The organism is Methylomonas rapida (genome assembly GCF_024360925.2).
Taxonomy (GTDB): Bacteria; Pseudomonadota; Gammaproteobacteria; order Methylococcales; family Methylomonadaceae; genus Methylomonas; species Methylomonas rapida.
On the sequence record NZ_CP113517.1, the window covers coordinates 648,421 to 670,954 of the forward strand.

19 protein-coding genes are annotated in these 22,534 nt (G+C 54.7%); 14 read left to right on the top strand and 5 right to left on the bottom strand.

The genetic code is table 11. The features are described from left to right. Window positions 1–31: 31 nt before the first annotated feature. From smc to NM686_RS03180, 10 genes are all read left to right on the top strand, one after another. A complete protein-coding gene (smc, locus tag NM686_RS03135) occupies window positions 32–3,532 on the top strand; it encodes a chromosome segregation protein SMC (RefSeq protein WP_255186431.1) in 3,501 nt (1,166 codons plus the stop codon). Then, window positions 3,532–4,236 (top strand): cell division protein ZipA C-terminal FtsZ-binding domain-containing protein, encoded by a 705-nt coding sequence (locus tag NM686_RS03140; RefSeq protein ID WP_255186432.1) that lies wholly within the window; start codon window positions 3,532–3,534, stop codon window positions 4,234–4,236. Before smc ends, NM686_RS03140 begins: the two co-directional genes overlap by 1 nt. A gap of 67 nt (window positions 4,237–4,303) precedes the next feature. Beyond that, entirely contained in the window at window positions 4,304–6,103 is a 1,800-nt protein-coding gene (gene lepA, locus NM686_RS03145) for a translation elongation factor 4 (protein ID WP_255186433.1), read from the top strand. An 11-nt stretch (window positions 6,104–6,114) separates the two neighbouring features. Next, window positions 6,115–6,894, top strand: coding sequence for a signal peptidase I (gene lepB / locus NM686_RS03150; RefSeq protein WP_255186434.1), 780 nt, complete (start codon window positions 6,115–6,117; stop codon window positions 6,892–6,894). Between the two features lie 28 nt (window positions 6,895–6,922). Further along, window positions 6,923–7,300: a DUF4845 domain-containing protein gene (locus NM686_RS03155; protein ID WP_255186435.1), complete on the top strand. Its 378-nt coding sequence runs from the start codon at window positions 6,923–6,925 to the stop codon at window positions 7,298–7,300. Next, the gene (gene rnc / locus NM686_RS03160) at window positions 7,297–7,977 is read left to right on the top strand and encodes a ribonuclease III (RefSeq protein WP_255186436.1); all 681 of its coding nucleotides are present in this window, start codon (window positions 7,297–7,299) and stop codon (window positions 7,975–7,977) included. The genes NM686_RS03155 and rnc overlap by 4 nt, the downstream gene beginning before the upstream one ends. After that, a complete protein-coding gene (gene era / locus NM686_RS03165; RefSeq protein WP_255186437.1) occupies window positions 7,977–8,864 on the top strand; it encodes a GTPase Era in 888 nt (295 codons plus the stop codon). Before rnc ends, era begins: the two co-directional genes overlap by 1 nt. A gap of 3 nt (window positions 8,865–8,867) precedes the next feature. Continuing rightward, complete coding sequence (gene recO / locus NM686_RS03170; protein ID WP_255186438.1) at window positions 8,868–9,572, top strand: DNA repair protein RecO; 705 nt, start codon at window positions 8,868–8,870, stop codon at window positions 9,570–9,572. Window positions 9,573–9,664: 92 nt separating this feature from the next. Then, window positions 9,665–10,408, top strand: coding sequence for a pyridoxine 5'-phosphate synthase (pdxJ, locus tag NM686_RS03175; RefSeq protein ID WP_255186439.1), 744 nt, complete (start codon window positions 9,665–9,667; stop codon window positions 10,406–10,408). A 3-nt stretch (window positions 10,409–10,411) separates the two neighbouring features. Next, entirely contained in the window at window positions 10,412–11,152 is a 741-nt protein-coding gene (locus NM686_RS03180; protein ID WP_255186440.1) for a PP2C family protein-serine/threonine phosphatase, read from the top strand. Between the two features lie 44 nt (window positions 11,153–11,196). Here NM686_RS03180 and NM686_RS03185 read toward each other — a convergent pair whose 3' ends face one another. The 5 genes from NM686_RS03185 to epmB form a co-directional block, all read right to left on the bottom strand. Beyond that, the gene (locus NM686_RS03185; protein ID WP_269022341.1) at window positions 11,197–12,156 is read right to left on the bottom strand and encodes a sigma-54 interaction domain-containing protein; all 960 of its coding nucleotides are present in this window, start codon (window positions 12,154–12,156) and stop codon (window positions 11,197–11,199) included. A gap of 11 nt (window positions 12,157–12,167) precedes the next feature. Further along, window positions 12,168–12,893, bottom strand: a complete 726-nt coding sequence (locus NM686_RS03190) for a sulfite exporter TauE/SafE family protein (RefSeq protein ID WP_255186442.1) — start codon at window positions 12,891–12,893, stop codon at window positions 12,168–12,170. A gap of 76 nt (window positions 12,894–12,969) precedes the next feature. After that, a complete protein-coding gene (locus tag NM686_RS03195) occupies window positions 12,970–13,905 on the bottom strand; it encodes a diguanylate cyclase domain-containing protein (RefSeq protein ID WP_255186443.1) in 936 nt (311 codons plus the stop codon). 1 nt (window position 13,906) lies between these two features. Then, window positions 13,907–17,905: a PAS domain-containing protein gene (locus NM686_RS03200; RefSeq protein ID WP_255186444.1), complete on the bottom strand. Its 3,999-nt coding sequence runs from the start codon at window positions 17,903–17,905 to the stop codon at window positions 13,907–13,909. Between the two features lie 82 nt (window positions 17,906–17,987). Further along, window positions 17,988–18,974, bottom strand: a complete 987-nt coding sequence (epmB, locus tag NM686_RS03205) for an EF-P beta-lysylation protein EpmB (RefSeq protein ID WP_255186445.1) — start codon at window positions 18,972–18,974, stop codon at window positions 17,988–17,990. Between the two features lie 74 nt (window positions 18,975–19,048). Between epmB and efp the strand changes: the two genes are divergently transcribed. The 4 genes from efp to NM686_RS03225 all read left to right on the top strand — a co-directional run bounded on the left by efp (window position 19,049) and on the right by NM686_RS03225 (window position 22,521). Then, on the top strand, window positions 19,049–19,618 hold the full coding sequence (gene efp / locus NM686_RS03210; RefSeq protein WP_255186446.1) for an elongation factor P: 570 nt from the start codon (window positions 19,049–19,051) through the stop codon (window positions 19,616–19,618). Then, window positions 19,618–20,586, top strand: a complete 969-nt coding sequence (epmA, locus tag NM686_RS03215) for an EF-P lysine aminoacylase EpmA (RefSeq protein ID WP_255186447.1) — start codon at window positions 19,618–19,620, stop codon at window positions 20,584–20,586. The genes efp and epmA overlap by 1 nt, the downstream gene beginning before the upstream one ends. Window positions 20,587–20,842: 256 nt before the next feature. Continuing rightward, complete coding sequence (locus NM686_RS03220; RefSeq protein ID WP_255186448.1) at window positions 20,843–21,772, top strand: ZIP family metal transporter; 930 nt, start codon at window positions 20,843–20,845, stop codon at window positions 21,770–21,772. Between the two features lie 98 nt (window positions 21,773–21,870). Continuing rightward, window positions 21,871–22,521: a TMEM165/GDT1 family protein gene (locus NM686_RS03225; RefSeq protein WP_255186449.1), complete on the top strand. Its 651-nt coding sequence runs from the start codon at window positions 21,871–21,873 to the stop codon at window positions 22,519–22,521. The last annotated feature ends 13 nt before the right edge of the window (window positions 22,522–22,534 follow it).

Here is a 22,534-nt window from a genome sequence, read left to right on the forward strand (position 1 = left end):
TATCAATAGTCACCGAGCGCATTCAGCCTGCATGAAGCTGGAAAAAATCAAACTTTCGGGTTTCAAATCTTTCGTCGATCCTACCACGATACCGATCAACGGCAATCTGACCGCGATCGTCGGGCCGAATGGCTGCGGCAAATCCAACATCATCGATGCGGTGCGCTGGGTGATGGGCGAGAGTTCGGCCAAGCATCTGCGCGGGGGCAACATGGCCGATGTGATTTTCAATGGTTCGTCGGGACGCAAACCGGTCAGCATGGCTTCGGTGGAACTGGTGTTCGACAACAGCGAAGGCAAGGCCGGAGGCGAGTACGCCAAATACGCGACGATTTCGATCAAGCGCCAGGTCAGCCGCGACGGCCAATCGCTGTTCATGCTGAATGGTTCCAAATGCCGGCGCAAGGACATTACCGATTTGTTTCTGGGAACGGGGCTGGGTTCGCGCAGTTATGCGATCATCGAGCAGGGCACGATTTCACGCATGGTGGAAGCCAAGCCCGAAGATTTGCGCGTGCATATCGAGGAAGCCGCCGGTATTTCCAAATACAAGGAGCGCCGCTCGGAAACCGAAACCCGCATGCGCCACACCCGCGAGAATCTGGAGCGCTTGGATGATTTGCGCGACGAGGTGGAAAAACAGCTGAAAAACCTGGCCAAACAGGCCGAAAAAGCCGAGAAATACACGGAACTGAAAAAACAGGAACGCCAATACAAGCAGGAATTGCTGGCGATGCGCTGGCAGAGCTTTCAGCAACACGCCCAACAATTGGAAGACAAACTGCAAGCCATCGCCGAAGAACATAACCGTTTGTTCGTGTTGTTGCGCGATACCGAAAAAGCCATGGAGCTGAAGCGCGGCGAACAGAAGGCGCAGCAGCAACATCTGGATGCCACCCAAGCCGAGTATTATGCGGTGGTCGGCGAGGTCAGTCGCCTGGAGCAGGCCATCAGACACAGCGAAAAAAGCCATGAAGAAACGCTGATCGAAATCAATCGCCTGAAACAACAGGCCGAGCAAGCGCAAGCCGAATGCGAACTGGACAGGCAGCAATTGGAAGAGATTCGGCAGACTTTGATGGAGGCCGAGGAAACCTTGCAGGTGGCGAAGGCTCGCGAAGAAGACTTGTTGGACATGCAACAAGATGCGCAGTTGCAAAAGCAGCACTGGCAGCAGCAATGGGAAGCTTTTCTAGCGGAGAATGCCGGTTATCGCGAGCAGGCCGAAGTGCAGCGGGCCAAGTTGATCCAGTTAGACAATCAAAATCGCCAACTGCAAGCGCGTTTGGACAAGTTGCAGAGCGAGCGCGGCGGTCTGGTCGATACCCAGTTGCAATTCGAATTGGAGTCGTTGGAAACCAGCATCGAGCTGATCGAAACCGAGCGCGAGCAGTTGCAACACCAGTTGAATGAGGTCTTGCGGCGCATTGCGCAATTGCGGCCCGAGATCAAACAGCTGCAGGACCAGTTGCACGATCAGCGGGCCGCCTTGCAAAAGGTCAACGGTAAGATCAGTTCGCTGGAATTGTTGCAGCAGCACGCGATGGGCAAGGACAAGAAGGAGTTGGCCGCCTGGCTGGAGCAGGTCGGTTTGGAACAACAGCCGCGGCTGGCCGAGTTTCTGGAAGCGGAAGAGGGCTGGGAAACCGCGGTCGAAACCGTATTGGGCAGCTATCTGGAGGCGATTTGCGTCGACAGCGCCGACGGTATCTTGAGCGAGTTGCAGGAACTCGGCAAGCAATCCTTGATCGTGTTCGAGACGCGCCCTGCCGAGACCGGCGCGGATTTCGACGCTGCGACATTGGCCAGCAAACTGCGCAGCCGGTGGAATTTGTCGAGTTTGCTGGATGGCATTTATTGCGCCGACTCGATGCAGCAGGCGCGAAACATGAACTTGCTGGCGCATGAGTCGATGGTGTTGGCGGATGGTACTTGGCTGGGCCAGGATTGGATCAAGATCAGCCGCGGCAGTGATAGCAAGGCCGGGGTATTGCATCGCGAGAAAGAGTTGCGAGAATTGAGGCAGCGCCAGGGCGAATTGCAGATGACGATTGCCGAAGCCGAGCAGCGGCTGGAAGACAGCGAAATCGAATTGAAAGCCGCCGAAAGCAATCGCGAGCATTATCAACAACGGGAAAAAGCCCTCAGCGCGGAATATTCGGCCAAAAGCGCGGAGTTCAGCGCGCAGTCCGCCCGTCACGAGCAGCAAAGGCGCCGGCTCGAGCAGCTCGATCATGAGATCGCGGAAATCAGCGAGCATTTGGCGGAAAATGCCGAAAGCATCTCGGAAGCCGAACTGATCAAACAGGACGCGGAATCCGCCTTGGGCGAACTGGGCGACAAGAAATTGCAACTGGAACAGCTGAGCCAGCAAATCCTGGCCCAGCAGCAAGACACCGACGCCTCGGTGGACGAAGCGCGCCGGCATTTGCAGCGTTTGCATGCGCAGATCGAATCCTTGAAGACCTCGGAAGGGCTGACTGCCAAGCAGATCGAGCGCTTGCAATTGCAACATCAACAATCGGCCGATCGTATTGCAGAGCTGGAAAATAAATTAGAATTTACCTTGTCGCCGCTGGACGACGAGAAAATGCTGCTGGAACAATTGCTGGAGAAAAAACGGCAGATCGAGGCCGGTCTGGCGGCCGAACGGCAGGCACAGCAGGCCAGCGAGCAAAGCGTCGGCGAATTGGCCGAGTTGTATGCCAAAACCCAGCGCGATCTGGAACGGCAAAAAGAGGCGCTGGATACGGTCCGCTTCGAGCAGCAGGACAGCCGGGTGCGTCAGCAAACCGTCGCCGAACAACTCAGTGAAGTGGATGCCGACCCTGCGGCCATATTAGAGAATCTGACGGCGGAGGCGAGCGAGTCGCTGTGGAAGCGCCGGGTCGATGATCTGGCGGATCAGATCGAAAAACTGGGCTCTATCAATCTGACGGCGATCGAGGAGTACAAGACTCAGTCCGAGCGCATGAAGTTCTTGAACGAACAGCACGACGATCTGATGGAGGCGCTGACCAGCCTGGATCAGGCCATCAGCAAGATCGACCGGGAAAGCCGGCAGCGTTTTCGCGAGACGTTTGACAAGATCAACAGTGGCTTGCAGGAAAAGTTTCCAAGGCTGTTCGGCGGTGGTCAGGCTTATCTGGAGCTAACCGAACAAGATGTGCTGGAGGCGGGTGTCAACATCATCGCCCGCCCGCCCGGCAAGCGCAACAGTTCTATCCATTTGCTGTCCGGTGGCGAAAAGGCTTTGACGGCGGTGGCCTTGGTCTTTTCGATCTTCGAACTGAACCCGGCGCCGTTCTGTTTGCTGGACGAGGTAGACGCGCCGTTGGATGACGCCAACGTGGTGCGTTTTTCCAAGATGGTGGAGGACATGTCGGAGACGGTGCAGTTTTTATATATTTCGCATAACAAAGTCACAATGGAAATTGCAAAACATTTGGCAGGTGTTACCATGAAGGAGCCTGGTGTGTCCAGAATGGTGGCGGTTGATATTGACGAAGCAGTGAGCATGGCGGAAAGCTAATGGATAAAGAATTATTGAGAGTCGTGATTATTTTGATCGGCATGCTGGTGATGATCGGCATGTTGCTGTGGCATTTCTTCAAATCGCTACGTGAGCGCCGCGAGGCCGACGATTATTTCGACGATTCCGAATACGACATTGGCGACGAGGAATTCCAGGTCGACGAGGATGAGGACGAATTGGACCTGTTTCCAACCGAAAGCGTAGTCGATGGCGATGGATTACTGGACGAAGAAGAAATCAAGCCGACCCCGAAGGAGCCGCCAAAAGCCGCGGCAGCGCCGAAACCTTCACCCAACAAGACGGCCTTGCCGGGCCTGATCGAGTTCAGCATCGTCGCCCGCGCCGATGAAGGCTTCAATGGCGAGGATTTATTCGAGGCCTTCGAACGCGTTGGTCTGATCTATGGCAGTGTCAAGGTGTTTGAGCGTATCGACAAGAATCGCCTGGTCGATTTCGCCGTGGCCAGCATGATCGATCCGGGTACCTTCCCGGATACGCATCTGGACGAGTTCTATTGCCCCGGCATCGTGTTCTACATGCAGCCGCGCGAGGTGGATAATCCGTTGGCGGTGTTCGATGATTTCATGGAAACCATCGATACCTTGGCCATCGAATTGGACGGCGTGGTCTGGGACAATCAACGCCAACCCCTGACGGCCGAAACCATCGCGCAATTCAGGCAAATGCTGGCGGCTCGGTAACTGCAATCAACTCAAATTTTGCGAGAGCGGGGCGCTCTCTTTTCAAGTCAACATTAGTAGTCAATAAGTGGATCAAAAACATATTAGAAATTTCTCCATCATCGCTCATATCGATCATGGTAAGTCGACATTGGCGGATCGTTTCATTCAAATTTGCGGGGGCTTGAGCGACAGGGAAATGGAAGCCCAGGTGCTCGATTCGATGGATCTGGAACGCGAACGCGGCATCACCATCAAGGCGCAAAGCGTCACGCTGGATTACAAGGCTCAGGACGGCCAGATCTATCAACTGAATTTCATTGACACTCCCGGTCACGTGGACTTTTCCTATGAAGTCTCGCGTTCTTTGGCGGCTTGCGAAGGTGCCTTGCTGGTGGTCGACGCCGCGCAAGGTGTGGAAGCGCAGAGCGTCGCCAACTGCTATACCGCCATCGAACAAGGCCTGGAAGTCATGCCGGTTTTGAACAAGATCGATTTGCCGTCCGCGGAGCCGGAGCGGGTGATGGCCGAGATCGAGGATGTGATCGGCATTCCGGCGGATGACGCCTGCCAGATCAGCGCCAAGACAGGCTTGAATGTCGAAGCGGTACTGGAACAACTGGTGCAGAAGATTCCGTCGCCGAGTGGCAATGAAGAGGGTCCGCTGCAGGCCTTGATCATAGACTCCTGGTTTGACAATTATTTGGGCGTGGTGTCCTTGGTGCGCATCGTCAACGGCACGTTGAAGCGCAAGCAAAAGATCACCGTGATGTCGACCGGCAAGTCCTATTTGGCGGAAAAGCTGGGCGTTTTTACCCCCAAACAATTGGAAAAACAGCAGCTGAATACCGGCGAAGTGGGTTTCATCGTGGCCGGCATCAAGGATATTTTTGGCGCGCCGGTGGGCGATACCATCACCGCGACCGACAATCCGGCCAGCGGCGCGTTGCCCGGTTTCGAAAAAGTACAGCCGCGCGTGTTCGCGGGGCTTTATCCCGTCAGTTCCGACGATTTCGGCGCGATGCGCGAAGCCCTGGACAAATTGCGCTTGAACGATTCGGCCTTGAATTACGAACCGGAAACCTCGCAGGCCTTGGGCTTTGGTTTCCGCTGCGGCTTTTTGGGCATGCTGCACATGGAAATCGTGCAGGAGCGTCTGGAGCGCGAATATAACATTGATCTGATCACCACTGCACCGACCGTGATCTACGAGGTGGAAACCCATAACGGCGAAGTGCTGATGGTGGATAACCCGGCCAAATTGCCGGAACCTGGCACGATCACCGAAGTTCGCGAACCCATCATCCTGGCCAATATACTGGTGCCGCAAACCTATTTGGGTAATGTGATCAACCTGTGCGTGGAAAAACGCGGCGTGCAGAAGAACATGCATTATGTCGGCGCGCAGGTGTCCTTGAATTACGAACTGCCGCTCAGCGAGGTGGTGCTGGATTTCTTCGATAGATTGAAATCGGTCAGCCGCGGTTATGCCTCGTTCGATTACGAGTTCTTGCGTTTCGATCCGGCGCCGCTGGTCAAGCTGGATGTGTTGATCAATGGCGACAAAGTCGATGCCTTGTCCATCATCGTGCATCGCGACCAGAGTCAAAACCGCGGCCGCGATCTGGTCGAGAAAATGAAAGACCTGATTCCGCGGCAGATGTACGAAGTGGCGATTCAGGCGGCCATTGGTTCCAAGATCATCGCGAGGTCCACGGTCAAGGCCATGCGCAAGAACGTGACGGCCAAATGCTACGGCGGCGACATCACTCGCAAGAAAAAACTGTTGGAAAAACAAAAGGCGGGTAAGAAACGCATGAAGCAGGTCGGCAGTATCGAGATTCCGCAGGAAGCGTTTCTGGCGGTGTTGCAAGTCAATAAAGAATAACGGCGAAGGCTATGGATTACGATTTTTCCTTTTTTCTGGTGGCGGCCACGTTTGTGACCGGCGTGGTCTGGGGCGGCTACTGGCTGTATTTGAAACAGCTTAAACGCCCTTATCCGGCCGAAGGCAGCGAGCCCTTACTGGTGGAATATGCCCGCTCGTTCTTTCCGGTGGTGTTGGTCGTCTTGCTGCTCAGATCTTTCCTGGTCGAACCGTTCAGGATTCCGTCAGGATCGATGATGCCGACCTTGCTGGTCGGTGATTTCATTTTGGTGAACAAATTCACTTACGGTATTCGCTTGCCGGTATTGAACAATAAAGTCATCGAGTTGGGCGAACCCCAGCGAGGGGATATCGTGGTATTCCGCTTCCCTAAGCAGCCCAGCGTCGATTACATCAAGCGGGTGATCGGTTTGCCGGGCGACCGAATCGCCTACTTCGGTAAAAAACTCTATGTGAACGGCCAGCCGGTTCGGCAAACCTCCTTGGGGCGTTATCAGGGGGTGGGTCAGGGCAGCAGCATGACCGGCGCCGAGCATTTGGAAGAAGACTTGACCGGCGTCAAGCATTCGATATTGATCAGTCCGGGCGTCTCTTCGGTGGAAGACGTGTTCGTCGTGCCCAATGGGCATTATTTCGTGATGGGCGATAACCGCGATAACAGTAACGATAGCCGTTATTGGGGCATGGTGCCAGAAGCCAATCTGGTCGGACAGGCGTTTTTCATCTGGATGAATTGGGACTGGCAAAACAACGGCATTGCGTTCGATCGGCTTGGGACGGTTTTGAACTAAGCATTTCAGTTGGCATGGGAGTTAAGGTATGCGTTCTTCGCTAAATAAACAACGCGGGTTGACGTTCATTTCGTTGGTCTTCATCTTAGGTCTGGTCGCATTTTTCACCTTGTTGGTGTTGAAGATCGCGCCGATTTATTTCAATAACAGCAAGGTCAAGAATGCGTTGGCGGCTGTCGAGCAAAGCGTGGACATTACCACCAAGACGCGGCAGGAGATTTTGTCCAGCCTGGATAAACGCTTCAACATGAACTATGTCGAATATGTTACCCAGGACGATATCAAGATCATTGCGCAGCCCGGCTATGTCAAGGTGGACATCGAATATGAGCGGGTCGAGCCTATCATGGGTAATTTGAGTGTGTTGGTGGAATTTCACGAAGGTTTTGAAGTTGGTAATCAGTGATCAAGAAGTCTGATGTACTTGCTAGAAAGCTGGGGCTGACATTTAGTCAGCCCCAGTTGTTTAAAACGGCGCTGACGCATCGCAGCGCCGGTAGTCAAAATAACGAACGCCTGGAGTATCTGGGCGATTCCGTGCTGGGCTTTGTGATTGCCGAAAGGCTTTATGCGCAATTTCCGGGTGTTGGCGAAGGCGTTTTGAGCCGCTTGCGGGCCAGTCTGGTCAATCAAACGTCGCTGGCCGAAATTGCCCGGCAGCATAGCATTGGCGATTATTTGATTTTAGGATCCGGCGAACTCAAGAGCGGCGGTTACCGGCGGGATTCGATTTTGTCGGATGCACTGGAAGCCATCATGGGCGCCTTGTTGTTGGACCAGGGCGTCGATACTTGCCGGCAATGGATCTTGGCGCTGTTTGCCGACAAGTTGGCTGAAATCAAGCTCGATAGCTGGAACAAGGACCCGAAAACTCGGCTACAGGAACTGATGCAGGCGCGCAAAAAAGACCTGCCGGTCTATGAATTGATCGGCATGTCGGGCGTGGACCATGCTCAGACTTTCGAGGTGCGTTGCCGCGTGCCCATCGTTGGCGAGACCACGCGCGGCATCGGGATTTCCCGCAAGAAAGCCGAGCAGGCCGCCGCGGAAAACATGTTAATTCTTTTAGAAGATCGAGACTAATGCATTGCGGATATGTCGCGTTAATCGGTAGGCCGAATGTCGGCAAATCGACCTTGATGAACCATCTTTTGGGGCAGAAACTCAGTATCACGTCCAGGAAGCCGCAAACCACGCGGCATCGGATTTTGGGCATCAAAACCACCGACGCCGGCCAGGCCATCTTCATGGACACGCCCGGCATGCACGGCGACGAAAAAAGGGTGTTGAACCGGTTTTTGAATAAAACGGCCGACAGCACCTTGCTGGGTGTCGATCTGGTGCTGTGGTTGCTGGATGGTTTGTACTGGCATGAGTATGACGAGCGCATCTTCAAGAAACTGGAGCAGGCCGGCTTGCCGGTGATACTGGTCGTCAACAAGGTCGACAAGATCAAGGACAAGCAAGCGATCTTGGCGTTTTTCGCCGAGGCGCAAAAAAGGTACCCGTTCGAGCAGATCGTGCCGGTTTCGGCGCTGAAAAATAATAATCTGGATGTGTTGGAACAGCACATCATGGCTTTGCTGCCGGAAGCCGATCCCATTTATCCAGAAGATCAAATCACCGACAGGCCGGAGCGCTTTTTCGCCGCCGAAATCGTGCGGGAAAAACTGACGCGCCGCTTGGGCGATGAACTGCCCTACGCGTTGACGGTGGACGTCGAGCGCTTCGAAGAGCATCCGGAACTGAGCAAGATTTATGCGAACATCTGGGTCGAGCGTAGCAGTCAGAAGAGCATCGTCATCGGCAAGCAAGGGGAAATGCTGAAAAAAATCGGCACCGAGGCGAGGATCGATATTGAAAAGCTGCTCGGACACAAGGTTTATCTGCAATTGTGGGTCAAGGTGAAAAAGGGCTGGTCCGATAACGAACGTGCCTTGCAAAGCTTGGGGTTTCTCGATACCGAATAAGCAATGACCGAATCCGCCGTCTATTTGCAGCCGGCATTCATACTACAGCACCGGCCATACCGGGAAAGCAGTGTATTGCTCGATGTACTGACCCGCGATTTCGGTATCGTTACTGTGCTGGCGAAAGGCGTGCGCAAGCAGAAATCCAAAATGGCGGGTTTGTTGTTGCCATTTTCGCTGCTGCAATTGTCCTATCTGGACAAAAACGAGCTGAAAACCTTGATTCAGGCTGAAACCGTCACGCGCTACCCATTGCAGAGGCTGGCATTGTATTGCGGGTTTTATGTCAATGAATTGGTGCAGAAGTTTTTACATAAGCACGATCCCCATCCGCGTCTGTTTTTTTGTTATCAGCACTGTTTACAGGATTTGTCACAGCATGAGTGCGTCGAACAAACCCTGCGTTATTTCGAATTGGCATTGCTGGAGGAGTCAGGCTATGGGGCTCAACTGGATGTCGAGCAACAAGAAGGGCGGGCCATCGAGACTGGACGCCGCTACGCATTCTTGGCCGATGTCGGCATGGTTGGGGCGAGTGACGGGCTTGTTAGTGGTGAGACCTTGCTGGCGCTGAGCGCTAAAATGCCGTTGAAGGGCGCTGCTTTACCAGAGGCCAAGCAATTGTTGCGTAAAATGCTTGACGTGCATTTGCAGGGGCGGCCTCTGAAAAGCCGTGAGGTACTGGCTAAAATTGTGAAATATTTATAGGCGATAGGCGATAGGCGATAGGTGGAATATGAAAGATGAAAGGCCGGTCTTTCGTCTTTCATCTTGTGTTTTTTGCCAACTACTAAAAATCAATGGAAAAACAAGTCATTTTATTGGGCGTGAATATCGATCATGTCGCAACCTTGCGTCAGGCCCGTGGCACGCGTTATCCAGAGCCCGTGCAGGCGGCCCTGATCGCCGAACAGGCGGGGGCCGATGGCATTACCGCGCATCTGCGGGAAGACCGGCGGCATATTCAGGATAGAGACATTTATTTATTGAGGGAGATGCTGCAGACCAAGCTGAATCTGGAGATGGCGGTGACCGAAACGATGATTGCCGTCGCGCTGGCAGTCAAGCCGCACGCCTGCTGTCTGGTGCCGGAACGACGCGAGGAGCTCACCACCGAAGGTGGATTGGATGTCGTGGCGGCACCGGGCCGAATGCGCGATGCGTGCCAGACTTTGGCGGAGGCTGGAATCGAGGTGTCGTTGTTTATCGATCCGGACTTCGCACAAATCGATGCGGCGGTGAAAGCCGGGGCGCCGGTGGTTGAATTGCACACCGGCCGTTATGCCGATGCGCAAACACTGCAGGAACAGCAACAGGAGTTGCTACGCATTCAGCACGCTGCCCAATATGCCCATCAAGCAGGGTTACAAGTCAATGCCGGCCACGGCCTGAGTTTGCACAATGTCGAGGCGATCTGCAGACTCCCTCAAATCGTCGAGCTGAATATCGGTCACTCCATCATTGCGCAGGCCGTTTTTTCCGGTTTGGATCAGGCGGTCAGGGATATGAAACGGATCATGCGGGAAGTGCGCCTGCACATTTAGTTCATGATGAATGCGTTGGAGGTTTATCAATTGACCTCGGTGGGCGATAGGGAGGTCAATCAGGATTGCATGGTGCATAGGCTTTACCGGGACTATGCGGTTTTTGTGGTCGCGGACGGTTTGGGCGGACATCATGCCGGCGAAAAAGCGGCGCAATTTTTCTGTCGGGCCTTGATTGCGCTAGTCACTCGGTTTCAACCGGCTATCAAGTTGCAGGCTCAGCAAGCGATCAACGACTGGGTCGTTGCCGCGGTTGGCAAGATGCGGGAATTATTCGCGGACGATCCGGCCGCGTTTGATGCGCATACCACCTGCGCCATTTTGTATCTCGATGACGAGCGGGCGATCACCGCGCATTGCGGGGATTCGCGCATTTATCGTCTTAATCCCGCCCAAGTGCTATGGCGTACCAAGGATCATTCGCGGATTCAGCAATTATTCGACGAGGGTAAGCTCAGTGAATGGGAAATGGGCATACATCCCGAGCAGAATCAACTGACGCGAAGCATCAACGTATCAGTACCGCCGCAGGTGGATATTCAATTATTTCCGCCTATGCAAAGCGGCGAAACCTTCATTCTTTGCAGCGATGGCTTTTGGGAGTCGATCAAGGAGCAGGAGTTGTTGCAGTTATCTCAGCCGGCCGTCGGCAAGGCGGAGCTGAAAAAAATGGCGCAATTGGCGATCTTGCGCGCACAAGGAAAAAGCGACAATTGCACCGTGCAGTGGGTGCGCATGCGTTAAACCTCGAAGCAAGGTTGCGACGCAAGCCGCAACCCGTTTTGAAATCAGTGAGTGGCCAAGCCGTGTTTTTGGATGCGGTACAGCAAGGTGTCGCGGGAAATGCCCAATAAACGCGCGGATTTGCTGCGATTGCCATTGGTTCTGGCCAGGGCCTGATGGATCATGTTGGCTTCCAGGGCGTCGAGTTGCAGGCCGGCTTCGGGTAATTTGAATTCCAGGATAGCGCCGGTGTCGGTGTTATTGTGCGTGAATTCGTGCGGCAAATTCTCCGGTTCGATGACTCTGCCCGCAAGCAGGATGCTCAGGCGTTCGCACAGATTGCGCAGTTCGCGCACATTGCCCGGCCATCTGTAGGCACGCAGGGTCTTCAACGCCTGTTTGCTCAGGGTTGGCGATTGCAAGGCATGGGTTTCGGCAAAATGGGCAAAGAAGTGTTTGGTCAGCATTTCGATGTCGTCGCTGCGTTGGTGCAACGATGGAATCTCGAGGGGAACGACATTCAGGCGGAAATATAAGTCACGGCGGAATTCACCGGCGTCGATCAATTTGTTCAGATCCGAGTTTGTCGCGGCGATGACCCTGACATTGACCCGATAAGGCTTGGTGCCGCCGACGGGCAGGCATTCGCCGGATTCCAGGAAACGCAGCAATTTTGACTGAATCGACAAGGGTAGCGAGTTGATCTCATCGAGAAACAAAGTTCCGCCGTCGGCGGCTTGAAACAGGCCTTGTTTGTCCGAGACAGCGCCAGTGAAAGCGCCTTTCTTGTGGCCGAAAATTTCCGATTCGACCAGGCTTTCGGGCAGGGCGGCGCAGTTTAGCGTTACGAACGGCTTGTTCGCCCTTGGGCTGTCTTTTTGAATGGCTGTCGCGAGGACTTCCTTCCCAGTACCGGTTTCACCTTTGATCAGAACCGTGACGTCGGTCGCCGCCACCATGCGGGCGCTACGAATCAGTGATTCCAGTGCGGGAGATTGACCAATAATTGAACTGAAGTGATCCACTGTAAAACCTCTCAAAACGTCATGATGTGTTCAACACGCATCGGATTAAGCCATGGGAAGGCTGCCAGCAGTGCGAAAATGATTAATAGAATTCCAACCGCTTGTTTGAAATGCTGAATTCTAGACAGCTTGGCCAGCATCGAAGTCATTATACCGACTCCGACCACGGCAGGTAAAGTACCCAACCCGAATGACAGCATGGTCATTGAGCTATGCACGATGTTGCCTGTGGTGGCGGCCAATGCCAGCGCGGTATAAATCAAGCCGCAGGGCAGCCAGCCCCAGATCATGCCGAATAGTAGAGCCTGGATGCGGGTTTTGACCGGAATCATTCTACGGCCAAAAGGCTCTATCAGTTTCCAGAAGCGCGAACCCAGTTTTTCGATGTAGGCAAACCGCGGAAACCAGCCGCCGATGTACAAGCCGGCGCCTGTCATGATCAGCGCGGATGCCAGTTGGAGGATGCGGTGGGCGTGGCCTTGCGTGAACGGCAGACTCAGGAAGGCATGCAGTACGCCGACCACGGCGCCGGCCATGGCGTAACTGGCGATGCGGCCGAGGTTGTAGCTGAGCACGATGCTGAACAATATGCGTTTGTTGTTGCGCAGCTCGGGACTGAGACTATAGGTCAATGTGCCGATGATGGAACCGCACATGCCGATGCAGTGTAGGCTACTAAACAGGCCTATGACAAAGGCAGCGAGATAGGATGCATTGAAATCGAGATAAAGGTGCATAAACGGCTAAATTGAAAATTGCGGTATCCATGTGAGGCGGGATTATAAACGGGATGGCGAAAACGCAAACGAGAATTCAAACGCATTGGGACGGCTGCGACAAGTCCTGGAAACATACCCGGTTACGGCCTTGGTGTTTGGCTTGATACAGCGCGTTGTCGGCTGCTTGCAGGAGGTCGTTCGCATCGCCGCCCTGGCTGGCGATCACCGTGCCAACGCCGATGGAAACCGTGACGTAGGGCGCAGATTCATTGAGCTGGTGCTGGATCTTGAGGTTTTCAACCACGCTTCGATATTGTTCCGCGCGCAGCGTGGCGCCGATGTTATCGGTGTTGGGCAATAAAATGCCGAATTCCTCGCCGCCTAGCCGCGCGACCAAGTCTTCGGGTCTATGCGTCAACGCCCTCAAGGCGTTGGCGACCCGGCGCAGGCAATCATCGCCGACCGGATGGCCGTAATGGTCGTTGAATCGCTTGAAATAATCGATATCCATCATCAACAACGACAACGGGGTCGCGGTGCGTTGGGCTTGGTTGAATTGGCGTTCCAGCGCGGTATCGAATGCGCGGCGGTTCGGAATTTCCGTCAAGCCATCCAGGGAGGCCAGTTTTTCCAGCAAGTCGGTCTTGGCCTTGAGCTGGATTTGGGTTCTGATGCGAGCCAGCATGATGGCGGGTGAAAAAGGTTTGGTGATATAGTCGCAGCCGCCGATTTTGAAGCCTTGTACTTCGTCGGCTTCCGATCGCTTGGCGGTCAGGAAGATGACGGGGATGTTACGGGTTTTGTCATCCGATTTCAGCCGATGGCAAATGTCATAGCCGTTGATGTCGTCGAGCATGATGTCCAGCAGTATCATGTCGGGTTTCTGGGTCTGCGCGATATGCAGGGCCAGTTCGCCGGTCGGGGCTACCTTTACGGTGTAGTAAGGTTCCAGTATGTTTTTGATCAGATCGAGATTTTCAGGGCTATCGTCAACGGCGAGTATCGTGTGGTCGTGTAGTTTTTTCATCATCTCATCTGTCCGATAAATCCAACAGTCTACTTAGGGCAAGACCCGCATCGACAAAACGGTAATTGGCAATTTGTTTTTTGATCTGTAACAGGGCGTCGATCAGCGCCGTATCGTTAATGCCGGATAGAATCAGCTCCAGCTGCTGGTCGGCATCCGAGTCGAAAGCCTGCAGCTTTTCCAGCAAGATTTTCAGTTGCTCGTCTGTTTCGGTCGCCGAAAATAGCCTTTGCGGTTTGGGTAAGGCGGTTGCCGCGGCCGACAAGGTGCCGCGAATACCGTTGATGACCCTGGTGAATTCCGCGTGGGTAAGCTGACATAATTTGTTGATCATCAGGCCATTTTCGATGTTAGAGTCGGAATCTGCAAGTGATTCCTCAAGTCGAATCAAATGTCCTTGTAGCTGGATGGCGCCTAATGAGCCGGCCAGGCCCTTCAGTGTGTGCACCAGCTGCCGCGCGCTGGCTTTGTTGCCGGCTGCCAGGGTTTGTTCGACTTCGCTCATGCTGTCGGCATGGTTTTCGGCAAACTTTTGTAAAATCTTCCGGTAAACGGCGGTGTCGCCGGCGGTATGAACCAGGCCAATCGCAGTGTCTATGCCGTATAGATAAGGAATCTCCTCGTTATTGTGCGGTATGCTGCTTATCATGTCGTTGACCACGCGATTGGGCTTAACCCATTTGACTAGGGTGCTGTAAAGGGTTTCCGGTAAAATGGGCTTGCCGATGAAATCATCCATGCCGGCCTGCAAGCACTTGTTGCGGTCATCGTTCATGACATTGGCGGTCATCGCAATCACGGGCAGCGCGGCGCAATGAGGCAATTTGCGCAGATTGCGCGTCGCTTGATAACCATCCATCACGGGCATTTGCACATCCATCAAGACGCAATCGTAATGGTGTTCCGCCAGTTTACTCAAGGCGATTTCGCCGTTTTCGGCGCAATCGACCTGAAAATGTGCCTGAGTCAACAGTTCCGTGGCGACGATACGATTGACTTCGTTGTCTTCCACCAGAAGGATGCGGGCGTCACGAATGTATTGTAACCTGCTGGTGTCGGCATTCTTGTGCAAGCGGGTCGGAAATTGGTGGATGTCGCCGCTATCGGCCACGCCCAGTGTCACGCTGAAGCTGAAACTGGAACCGACATTGAGCTGGCTGCTGACCTGAATGTCGCCCCCCATTTGTTCCACCAATTGCTTGCAAATCGCCAGACCCAGTCCGCTGCCGCCATAGTGACGGGACACACTGCTGTCGCCCTGAGTAAAAGAGCGGAACAATTTGCTCTGCTGCTCTGGGGTCATGCCTATGCCGGTATCGCTGATGCTGAATTCCAGCCGGATTTCATTCGCCGTGCGGCTCAGTTCGCGTAGCGACACTTGGATTTGGCCGTGCTTGGTGAATTTAATCGCATTGCCGATCAGATTGATCAATATTTGTCGCAAGCGCTGTGGATCGCCGATCACGGCAGGGTAGGGCCGGGTGAATTCGGGACGGAGCAATTTCAGATGCTTGCGGTGGCATAATTCCGACATGATAGAAAAGACCTGGTCCAGCGTATCCTCCAGCAGGAACGGCATTGCTTCCAGCGTGAGTTTGCCTGATTCCATCTTGGAGATGTCCAGAATGTCGTCGATCAGATTCATCAGGTCATGGGCGGCTGCCTCGACCCGTTCGAGGTAATCGCGCTGCTTGGAGGACAGTGGACTGTTCAGGCAAAGTTCTATCAGGCCGACGATGGCGTTCATCGGCGTGCGGATCTCATGGCTCATGTTGGCGAGAAACTCGGATTTGACCTGAGTGGCTTTCTCCGCCTCTTGTTTGGCGTCGAGCAGATGTTGTTCGATTTCCAGGCGCTCACTGATGTCCTGCATGGTGCCTTGGATGCCGATGGCCGGCTGTTTGTCGCCCTTGATGACCTTGCCGCGCTGGTGTACATGACGAATTTTGCCGTTGCTCAGGACGATGCGATGCGTGAAATCGATAGGGCTGTCGGAGGTGGCGTTTTGCAGCACCCTCTTGACCAGGTTTCTGTCGTCAGGATGCACGAGCTGCGTCAGAATGCCGGCAAACGATGGAATGAAGTTGGCCCGGCTGGTACCGGTGATGCGGTACATTTCATCCGACCAGCTGAACACGTTTTCCGACCAGAGCCATTGCCAATCACCAATATGCGAGATGCTTTGCGCGTCGATCAATCGTTGCCTTTGAATTTCCAGCGCGCGCATGGCGGCGGATCTTTCCAGTTCCGCGGTGATTTGGGCAGCGAACAATCTGAGGATGTCTTCGGCAAACTGCGGATCGGGGATGGCTTGCCGATACATCGCCACTACATAGCCAAAAAATTGCTGGCGTTCGTTTTGCAAGGGTATGCCGATGAAGCCCTGGATGTCATGGCTGCTCAGCCACAGGTCTTCCGGGAAATAAAAGCAGACATTCCGGGGATGGCAACAAGTCTTGCCGGTTGCCAGCTGGGCGCAAACGCTGGGGTGCATGTCATAGAGCCGGTTGTCGACCGATGGGGTTTGGCTGCACGACGACAGGACCTGGCAAGTGCCGGCAGGCTGTATTTCAGCTATCAAGGCATAGTCCGCGGCCAGGGTTTCCGCCGCCAGCAGGGTCAGATTGTCCAGTGTCGTCGTGGCGCGTTTCTCCGACACGCTGGATATGATGTTGCGGATGGCGCTAGATTGCTGGCGCTGGCGGGTAATGTCGGTCACCAGGCCGTGATAGCCGATGACTTGGCCGTCTTCGTTTCGGCTGAGGGCTTTATGGTCCTGCACCCACTTGATGCTGCCGTTGGCGGCGATGATTCGATAGGGCTGATGGGCGACTTCCTGGCAATCCGGCAGGTTGCGGCAGCTGTTGAGTTCCTCGTTGAACCTGGCCTGGTCGTCGGGGTGAATCAGGCTCAGGTAGAATATGTTCCCGTTCGCTATTTGGCTGGTCGTGTAGCCCAATAACTGATGGACGTTTTCGGTGGCGAATTCGATTTGCAAGCCTTCGTTGCCGTGCCATTTCAATACGACGGAAGGGCTTTGGCTGATGATTTGGTAGGCCTTTTGCAGGTTTTTTTCAAATTGTTTGCGTTTGCTGATGTTTTGATGCGTGCCGCAGAGTCGAGTGGCTTTTCCGCTGACCGGGTCATGTTCGACTACCGAGCCAGAACCTTGAATCCATACCCAGTGCCCGTCCTTGTGGCGCATACGAAATTCCACCACATAGGGTGTGTGCGATTCGATATGGCTGGCAATCAGTTCGCGCACTCGGTCGCGATCTTCGGGATGAATGCGGTGATCCCAATCGCTGACGTAATTGTCCAGGTCTTCCTGCTGCAAGCCCAGCATGTCCAGCCAGCGTTGATTGACTCGATGCTTGCCGGTGGCGTAGTCCCAATCCCAATAGCCTAATTCCGCGCCGTTGATCACTAGCGACAATTGTCGTTCGGCCTGCTTGCAGGCGGTGATGTCGACATGCAGTTGCAGCCAGAGATCCGGGTGGTCGGGCGACAAGCCGCTCAAGGATATTTGCTGCCAGTGCTGTTCCGAGAAGGCAAGCTCCGTGGCTGGCAAAGGTTTTCCGGCCTTGATGTGTTGGCAAAGCAGGCATTCGCCAATGTCGGTCGCGGCGGGGTGAAACCAGGCGTGTACGGGGTGATCGATCAAAACCCGGCGGGGTTGCGCGACGGAGGCCGCGGCAGCGGGATTGAGGTCGCGAATGATGCCTTGACGATCGACCACGACGGCCGGCAGCGGCAACTCCGCAAAGCCAAGGGGTATGTTTTTTTGCTGAAACGGGGTTTTGCTGGTTCGAGTCAGGCTGTAGCCCAGGCCCAATATCCCCAAACCGGCCATCGCCGCGCGTAAGTATGCAAAAGGTGTTTGCTCGCCACCGGATAGCAGTTCATGCGCCGTCATGGCCAGTTCCGCCGTAAACAACATGACCGCCAGCAACAGGATGATGCGTAATTTGCGCTCGCAGGCTGGCGTAACTGTCGTACTCATTTCTTATCCGCTGAAAAGGTGGCCGCTGACTCAATCTTAAACCGCGGGACGTCGCAGGACAATGCCGACCTGACTTGCCGGTTCAGGCAATACGAATCTTATGCGCGGCACCGGCTTGTTCCTGCACCAATTTCGGCACCAGATAGCCGGGCAGTCTTTGCTGCAAGGTTTGCATCAACTGCCGCGCCCGATTCAATGTCACTTCAAAATGCCCCACGCCGGCCGCGCGATCCAGGCAATGCAGGTAATAAGGCAAGATGCCGAAACCAAACAGTTTTTCGCTGAGCGTGCAGAGTGTGTCGCTGTCGTCATTGACGTCTTTCAGCAAAACGCTTTGATTCAACAACGTGACCCCATGCATGGCCAGTTGCCGGCAAGCGTCGCCGACCTCGGTGCTCAATTCGTTTGGGTGATTGGCGTGTAAAACCAGGATGACTTTTTGCGGCAGGCCGGCCAGCGTTTCCAGCAAAGCCGGCGTAATTCGAGCCGGCAGGACCACGGGAATGCGGCTATGGATACGGATACGCTGGACGTGGGCTATGGCGCTGATGCGGAGAAGCAGATTTTCGAGTTTGTCGTCGTTCAGCAGCAAGGGGTCGCCGCCGCTGAGTATGACTTCGGCGATGTCGTCGCGCTCGGCGATGTAAGTGAGCGCTTTATCCAGTTTTTGACTGGATAACTGCAGTTCCTGATAGGGGAAATGGCGGCGAAAACAGTAACGGCAATGCACCGCACAAGCGCCGGTCGCAATCAGCAGCACGCGGCCATGATACTTGTGGATCACGCCCGCTTCGGCCACGGCATCCAGGTCACCGACCGGGTCGAGGCTGAAGCCCGGAAATTGTTGCAATTCCTGTTGCACGGGTAAAACCTGTCGCAACAACGGATCGGCGGGATTGCCTTTTTCCATGCAGGCGACGAATCCGCGCGGTACGCGCAGCGGAAAATCCTTGAATTCAGGTAATAGTGGCAGGCTGGCTGGATCGATCTGTAGCTGCCGACACAAGGCATCGATGCTCGAAAAAGCCTCGGCAAGCTGGCGTTGCCAAGGGGCGGTGGGGGTGTTCAATGCGGCTCCGGTTTCCGAATAAAATCCATATCCATTATAATCGTCCGACTTATTGTTTGTTTCACGAGGAAAAAATGGCGACTTTTAGCACCAACGAGTTTAGAGGCGGTTTGAAAATCATGCTGGACAACGATCCTTGTTCCATTATCGAGAACGAGTTCGTCAAGCCAGGTAAAGGCCAAGCCTTTAACCGGGTCAAAATCCGTAACCTGAAAACCGGCCGCGTCATCGAGCGCACCTTCAAGTCCGGTGAGACCGTGGAAGGCGCCGACGTCGTCGATAGAGACATGCAGTATTTGTACAACGACGGTGAATTCTTTCATTTCATGGTGCCCGACACGTTCGAGCAATATCAAGCGGACAAAAACGCGGTGGGCGAAGCCATCAAATGGCTGAAAGAGCAGGATATGTGCACGCTGACGCTGTGGAACGATTCGCCGCTGTCCGTCACGCCGCCCAACTTCGTCGAACTGGCGATTACCGAAACCGACCCAGGCCTAAAGGGCGATACCTCGGGCGGCGGCGGCAAGCCTGCAACCTTGGAAACCGGCGCCGTCGTGCGCGTGCCATTGTTCGTGCAAATCGGCGAGGTGATCCGGGTCGATACCCGTACCGGCGAATACGTTTCCCGCGCCAAAGAATAGTGGCCGGCCCCTGGCAGCCGGCGGCGGATATGCTGCGACTGCGACAACGCGCGCGGTTGCTGGCCGAGGTCCGCCAGTTTTTTGCCGAGCGCGACGTGCTGGAGGTGGAAACGCCCTTGTTATGTCGCGCCACCGGCACCGATCCCAATCTGGATTTTTTCTCCAGCCAGTTTCATAGTCCGCCGCACGCTAAACCTCTGTTTTTGCAAACGTCGCCCGAGTTTGCGATGAAAAGGCTGCTGGCGGCGGGCAGCGGCAGCATTTATCAAATCTGCAAGGCCTTTCGCAACGGCGAGGCCGGCCGCTTTCACAATCCCGAATTCACGATACTGGAATGGTATCGCGTCGGTTTCGATTTACAGCAATTGATGAATGAAGTCGCCGACTTGCTGTCGTCGGTGCTGCCACCCATGCAAACGCTGCAAACCAGCTATCGGCAGTTGTTTGTCCAGGTCACGGGCCTTGATCCTCTGCTGTTCGAGCGCTCGGCTTATCGGCAATTCGGCTTGGAACACGGCTTGCCGGAAGCCGACGCTTTGTGCGGCGACGATCATGCATTGTGGCTGGATTTGTTGTTTAGCCATTGCGTGCAAAAAAACATGCCCGGCGATACGGTGTGCCTGGTGCATGATTATCCGGCCATCCAGTCGTCGCTGGCGCGCATTCATCCCGATGACTGCCGTATCGCGCAGCGTTTTGAAGTCTTCATCAACGGCATGGAACTCGGCAACGGCTTTTACGAGCTTTGCGACGCCGCCGAACAGGAGGCGCGGTTTGACAAGGAAATCGCCTATCGCGCGGCGCATGGGTTGGCGGCTGTAGAGAAGGATGCCTTGTTTCTGCAAGCCTTGCAAGCCGGGTTGCCCGAGTGCAGCGGGGTGGCGATTGGCCTGGATCGCTTGTTGATGATCGCTTGCGGTTGTGATTCCATCGAAGAGGTATTGGCCTTTCCCATCGCCAGGGCCTGAAGTCAAGCGGCCTCTGCGTTGAAATGTTCCGTGGGAGCGACGCCCCGTCGCGATTCTAGGCTTTAACTCGCAGCATAAGTATTCAGTCCCCTTTTTCAAACAGGAATGCCCAATTGCCGACTTCTTTTCGAGGAGGGGGCTGAACACCACATCACAGCCTGATTCAATCCGAGAAAAGGCCCGAAGAAATCACCTGCGTTTTAGATGGCCTTCAGTATAATCGGCATAGCTACCGACACCATTTACGAGGGCACCCATGTTCGATATCCAAGCTTTTTTTGAAAGGTATTATCTGCGCTTGCAGGCTCATCCGCAGTATCTGAGATTGATGATGTTGCCGACGCTGCAGCGTTGGGGCGCGATTGCCGGGCTTTTCATCGCCAGTCAGATCGTGGTGTTCGGCAGCCTGTATCTGCTTTTTGGCAAGATCGTCGTGGTGGGTTTTCTGGCCAGTATCCTGGCGGGTTTGGCCACCGGCGTAGGGGCATTGCCCGCCTTGTTTTTCAAGGATATTTCCCCCCGGTTATTCAACAGCATGCTGGGTGCGGCGGCGGGCGTCATGTTGGCGGCGACGGCGTTTTCGTTATTGGTGCCGGGCATGGATTATGGCGAGCAAATCTGGCCGGGCAAAGGTTTGTTGATCGTGTCTGCCGGCATGTTGCTGGGTGCGCTGTTTTTGCATTTTGCCGATGAAAAACTGCCGCATCTGCACTTCGACGCGGTGGCCGATGAAAGCCTGGACTCCCTGCAGAAAATTTCCTTATTCATCATCGCGATTACGATTCATAACTTCCCGGAAGGCATGTCGGTCGGCGTCAGTTTCGGTTCCGGCGACATGAAAAACGGGCTGGTGTTGTCGATTGCGATTGCCTTGCAAAACCTGCCGGAAGGTTTGGCCGTCGCCTTGCCGCTGGTGGGCTTGGGCTATAACAAATGGAAGGCCGTGGCGATTGCGACCTTGACCGGCTTGGTGGAGCCTGTTGGCGGTCTGCTCGGCATCACGATGGTGACGGTGTTTTCCTCGGTATTGCCGGTGGCGATGGGCTTTGCCGCTGGTGCGATGTTGTTCGTGATCAGCGAGGAAATCATTCCGGAAACGCATGCCAGGGGCCGTTCGCGCGTCGCCACGTTTTCGTTGATGATCGGTTTCATCATCATGATGATGCTGGACAAAATCTTGGGATAAGCCAGAAAAAGGCGAATGAAACAGGAAGAAAGCCAAGTGTTTTTCTTGGGCTGTTAAGCTGATTTCGCCTTCGCCCTTTCATTTTTCACTTTTGCTCTATGGATTTTCTAGCTCGCTTCATTGGATATTTGCACGATCTTCCCCAGCTCTCCGCTACCGCGGCGACCAGTTTTGCCCTGATCGCCGCGGCGGAAATCGGCGACAAGAGTCAATTGGTGTGCATGACGCTGGCCTCGCGGCATCGTGCGACTCCGGTGATATGGGGCGCCATCGCCGCCTTTGCCTTTTTGAATACACTGGCCGTGGTGTTTGGCGTGGCGATTGCCAAATGGTTGCCGGAATATCTGGTGGCCGCGATTGTGGCGCTGTTGTTTGCCGGTTTTGGCTTGCATGCTTTGTTGAACCATGACGAGGATGACGATGACGAAGACGTCGTGGAAAAAAGCGGGCACAGCATCTTTTTTACTACGTTTTTGCTGATAACCGTGGCGGAATTCGGCGACAAGACCCAATTGGCGGTCGTGGCCTTCAGCAGTACCGCGTCGCCATTGGCTGTCTGGCTGGGTTCGACAATCGCCCTGGCCTTTACCTCCGGGCTGGGCGTGCTGGCGGGGCGCACGGTACTGCAGCGCATGCCGCTGGTGCTATTGCACAAAATCAGCGGCTTGATGTTTTTGTTGTTGGCCGGTATTGCCGCATACAAGGCTTTCGCGGGGTGGCAGGCGGCCGGATTCTCTCTGGTGTTTTAGTAATGGACTGGCA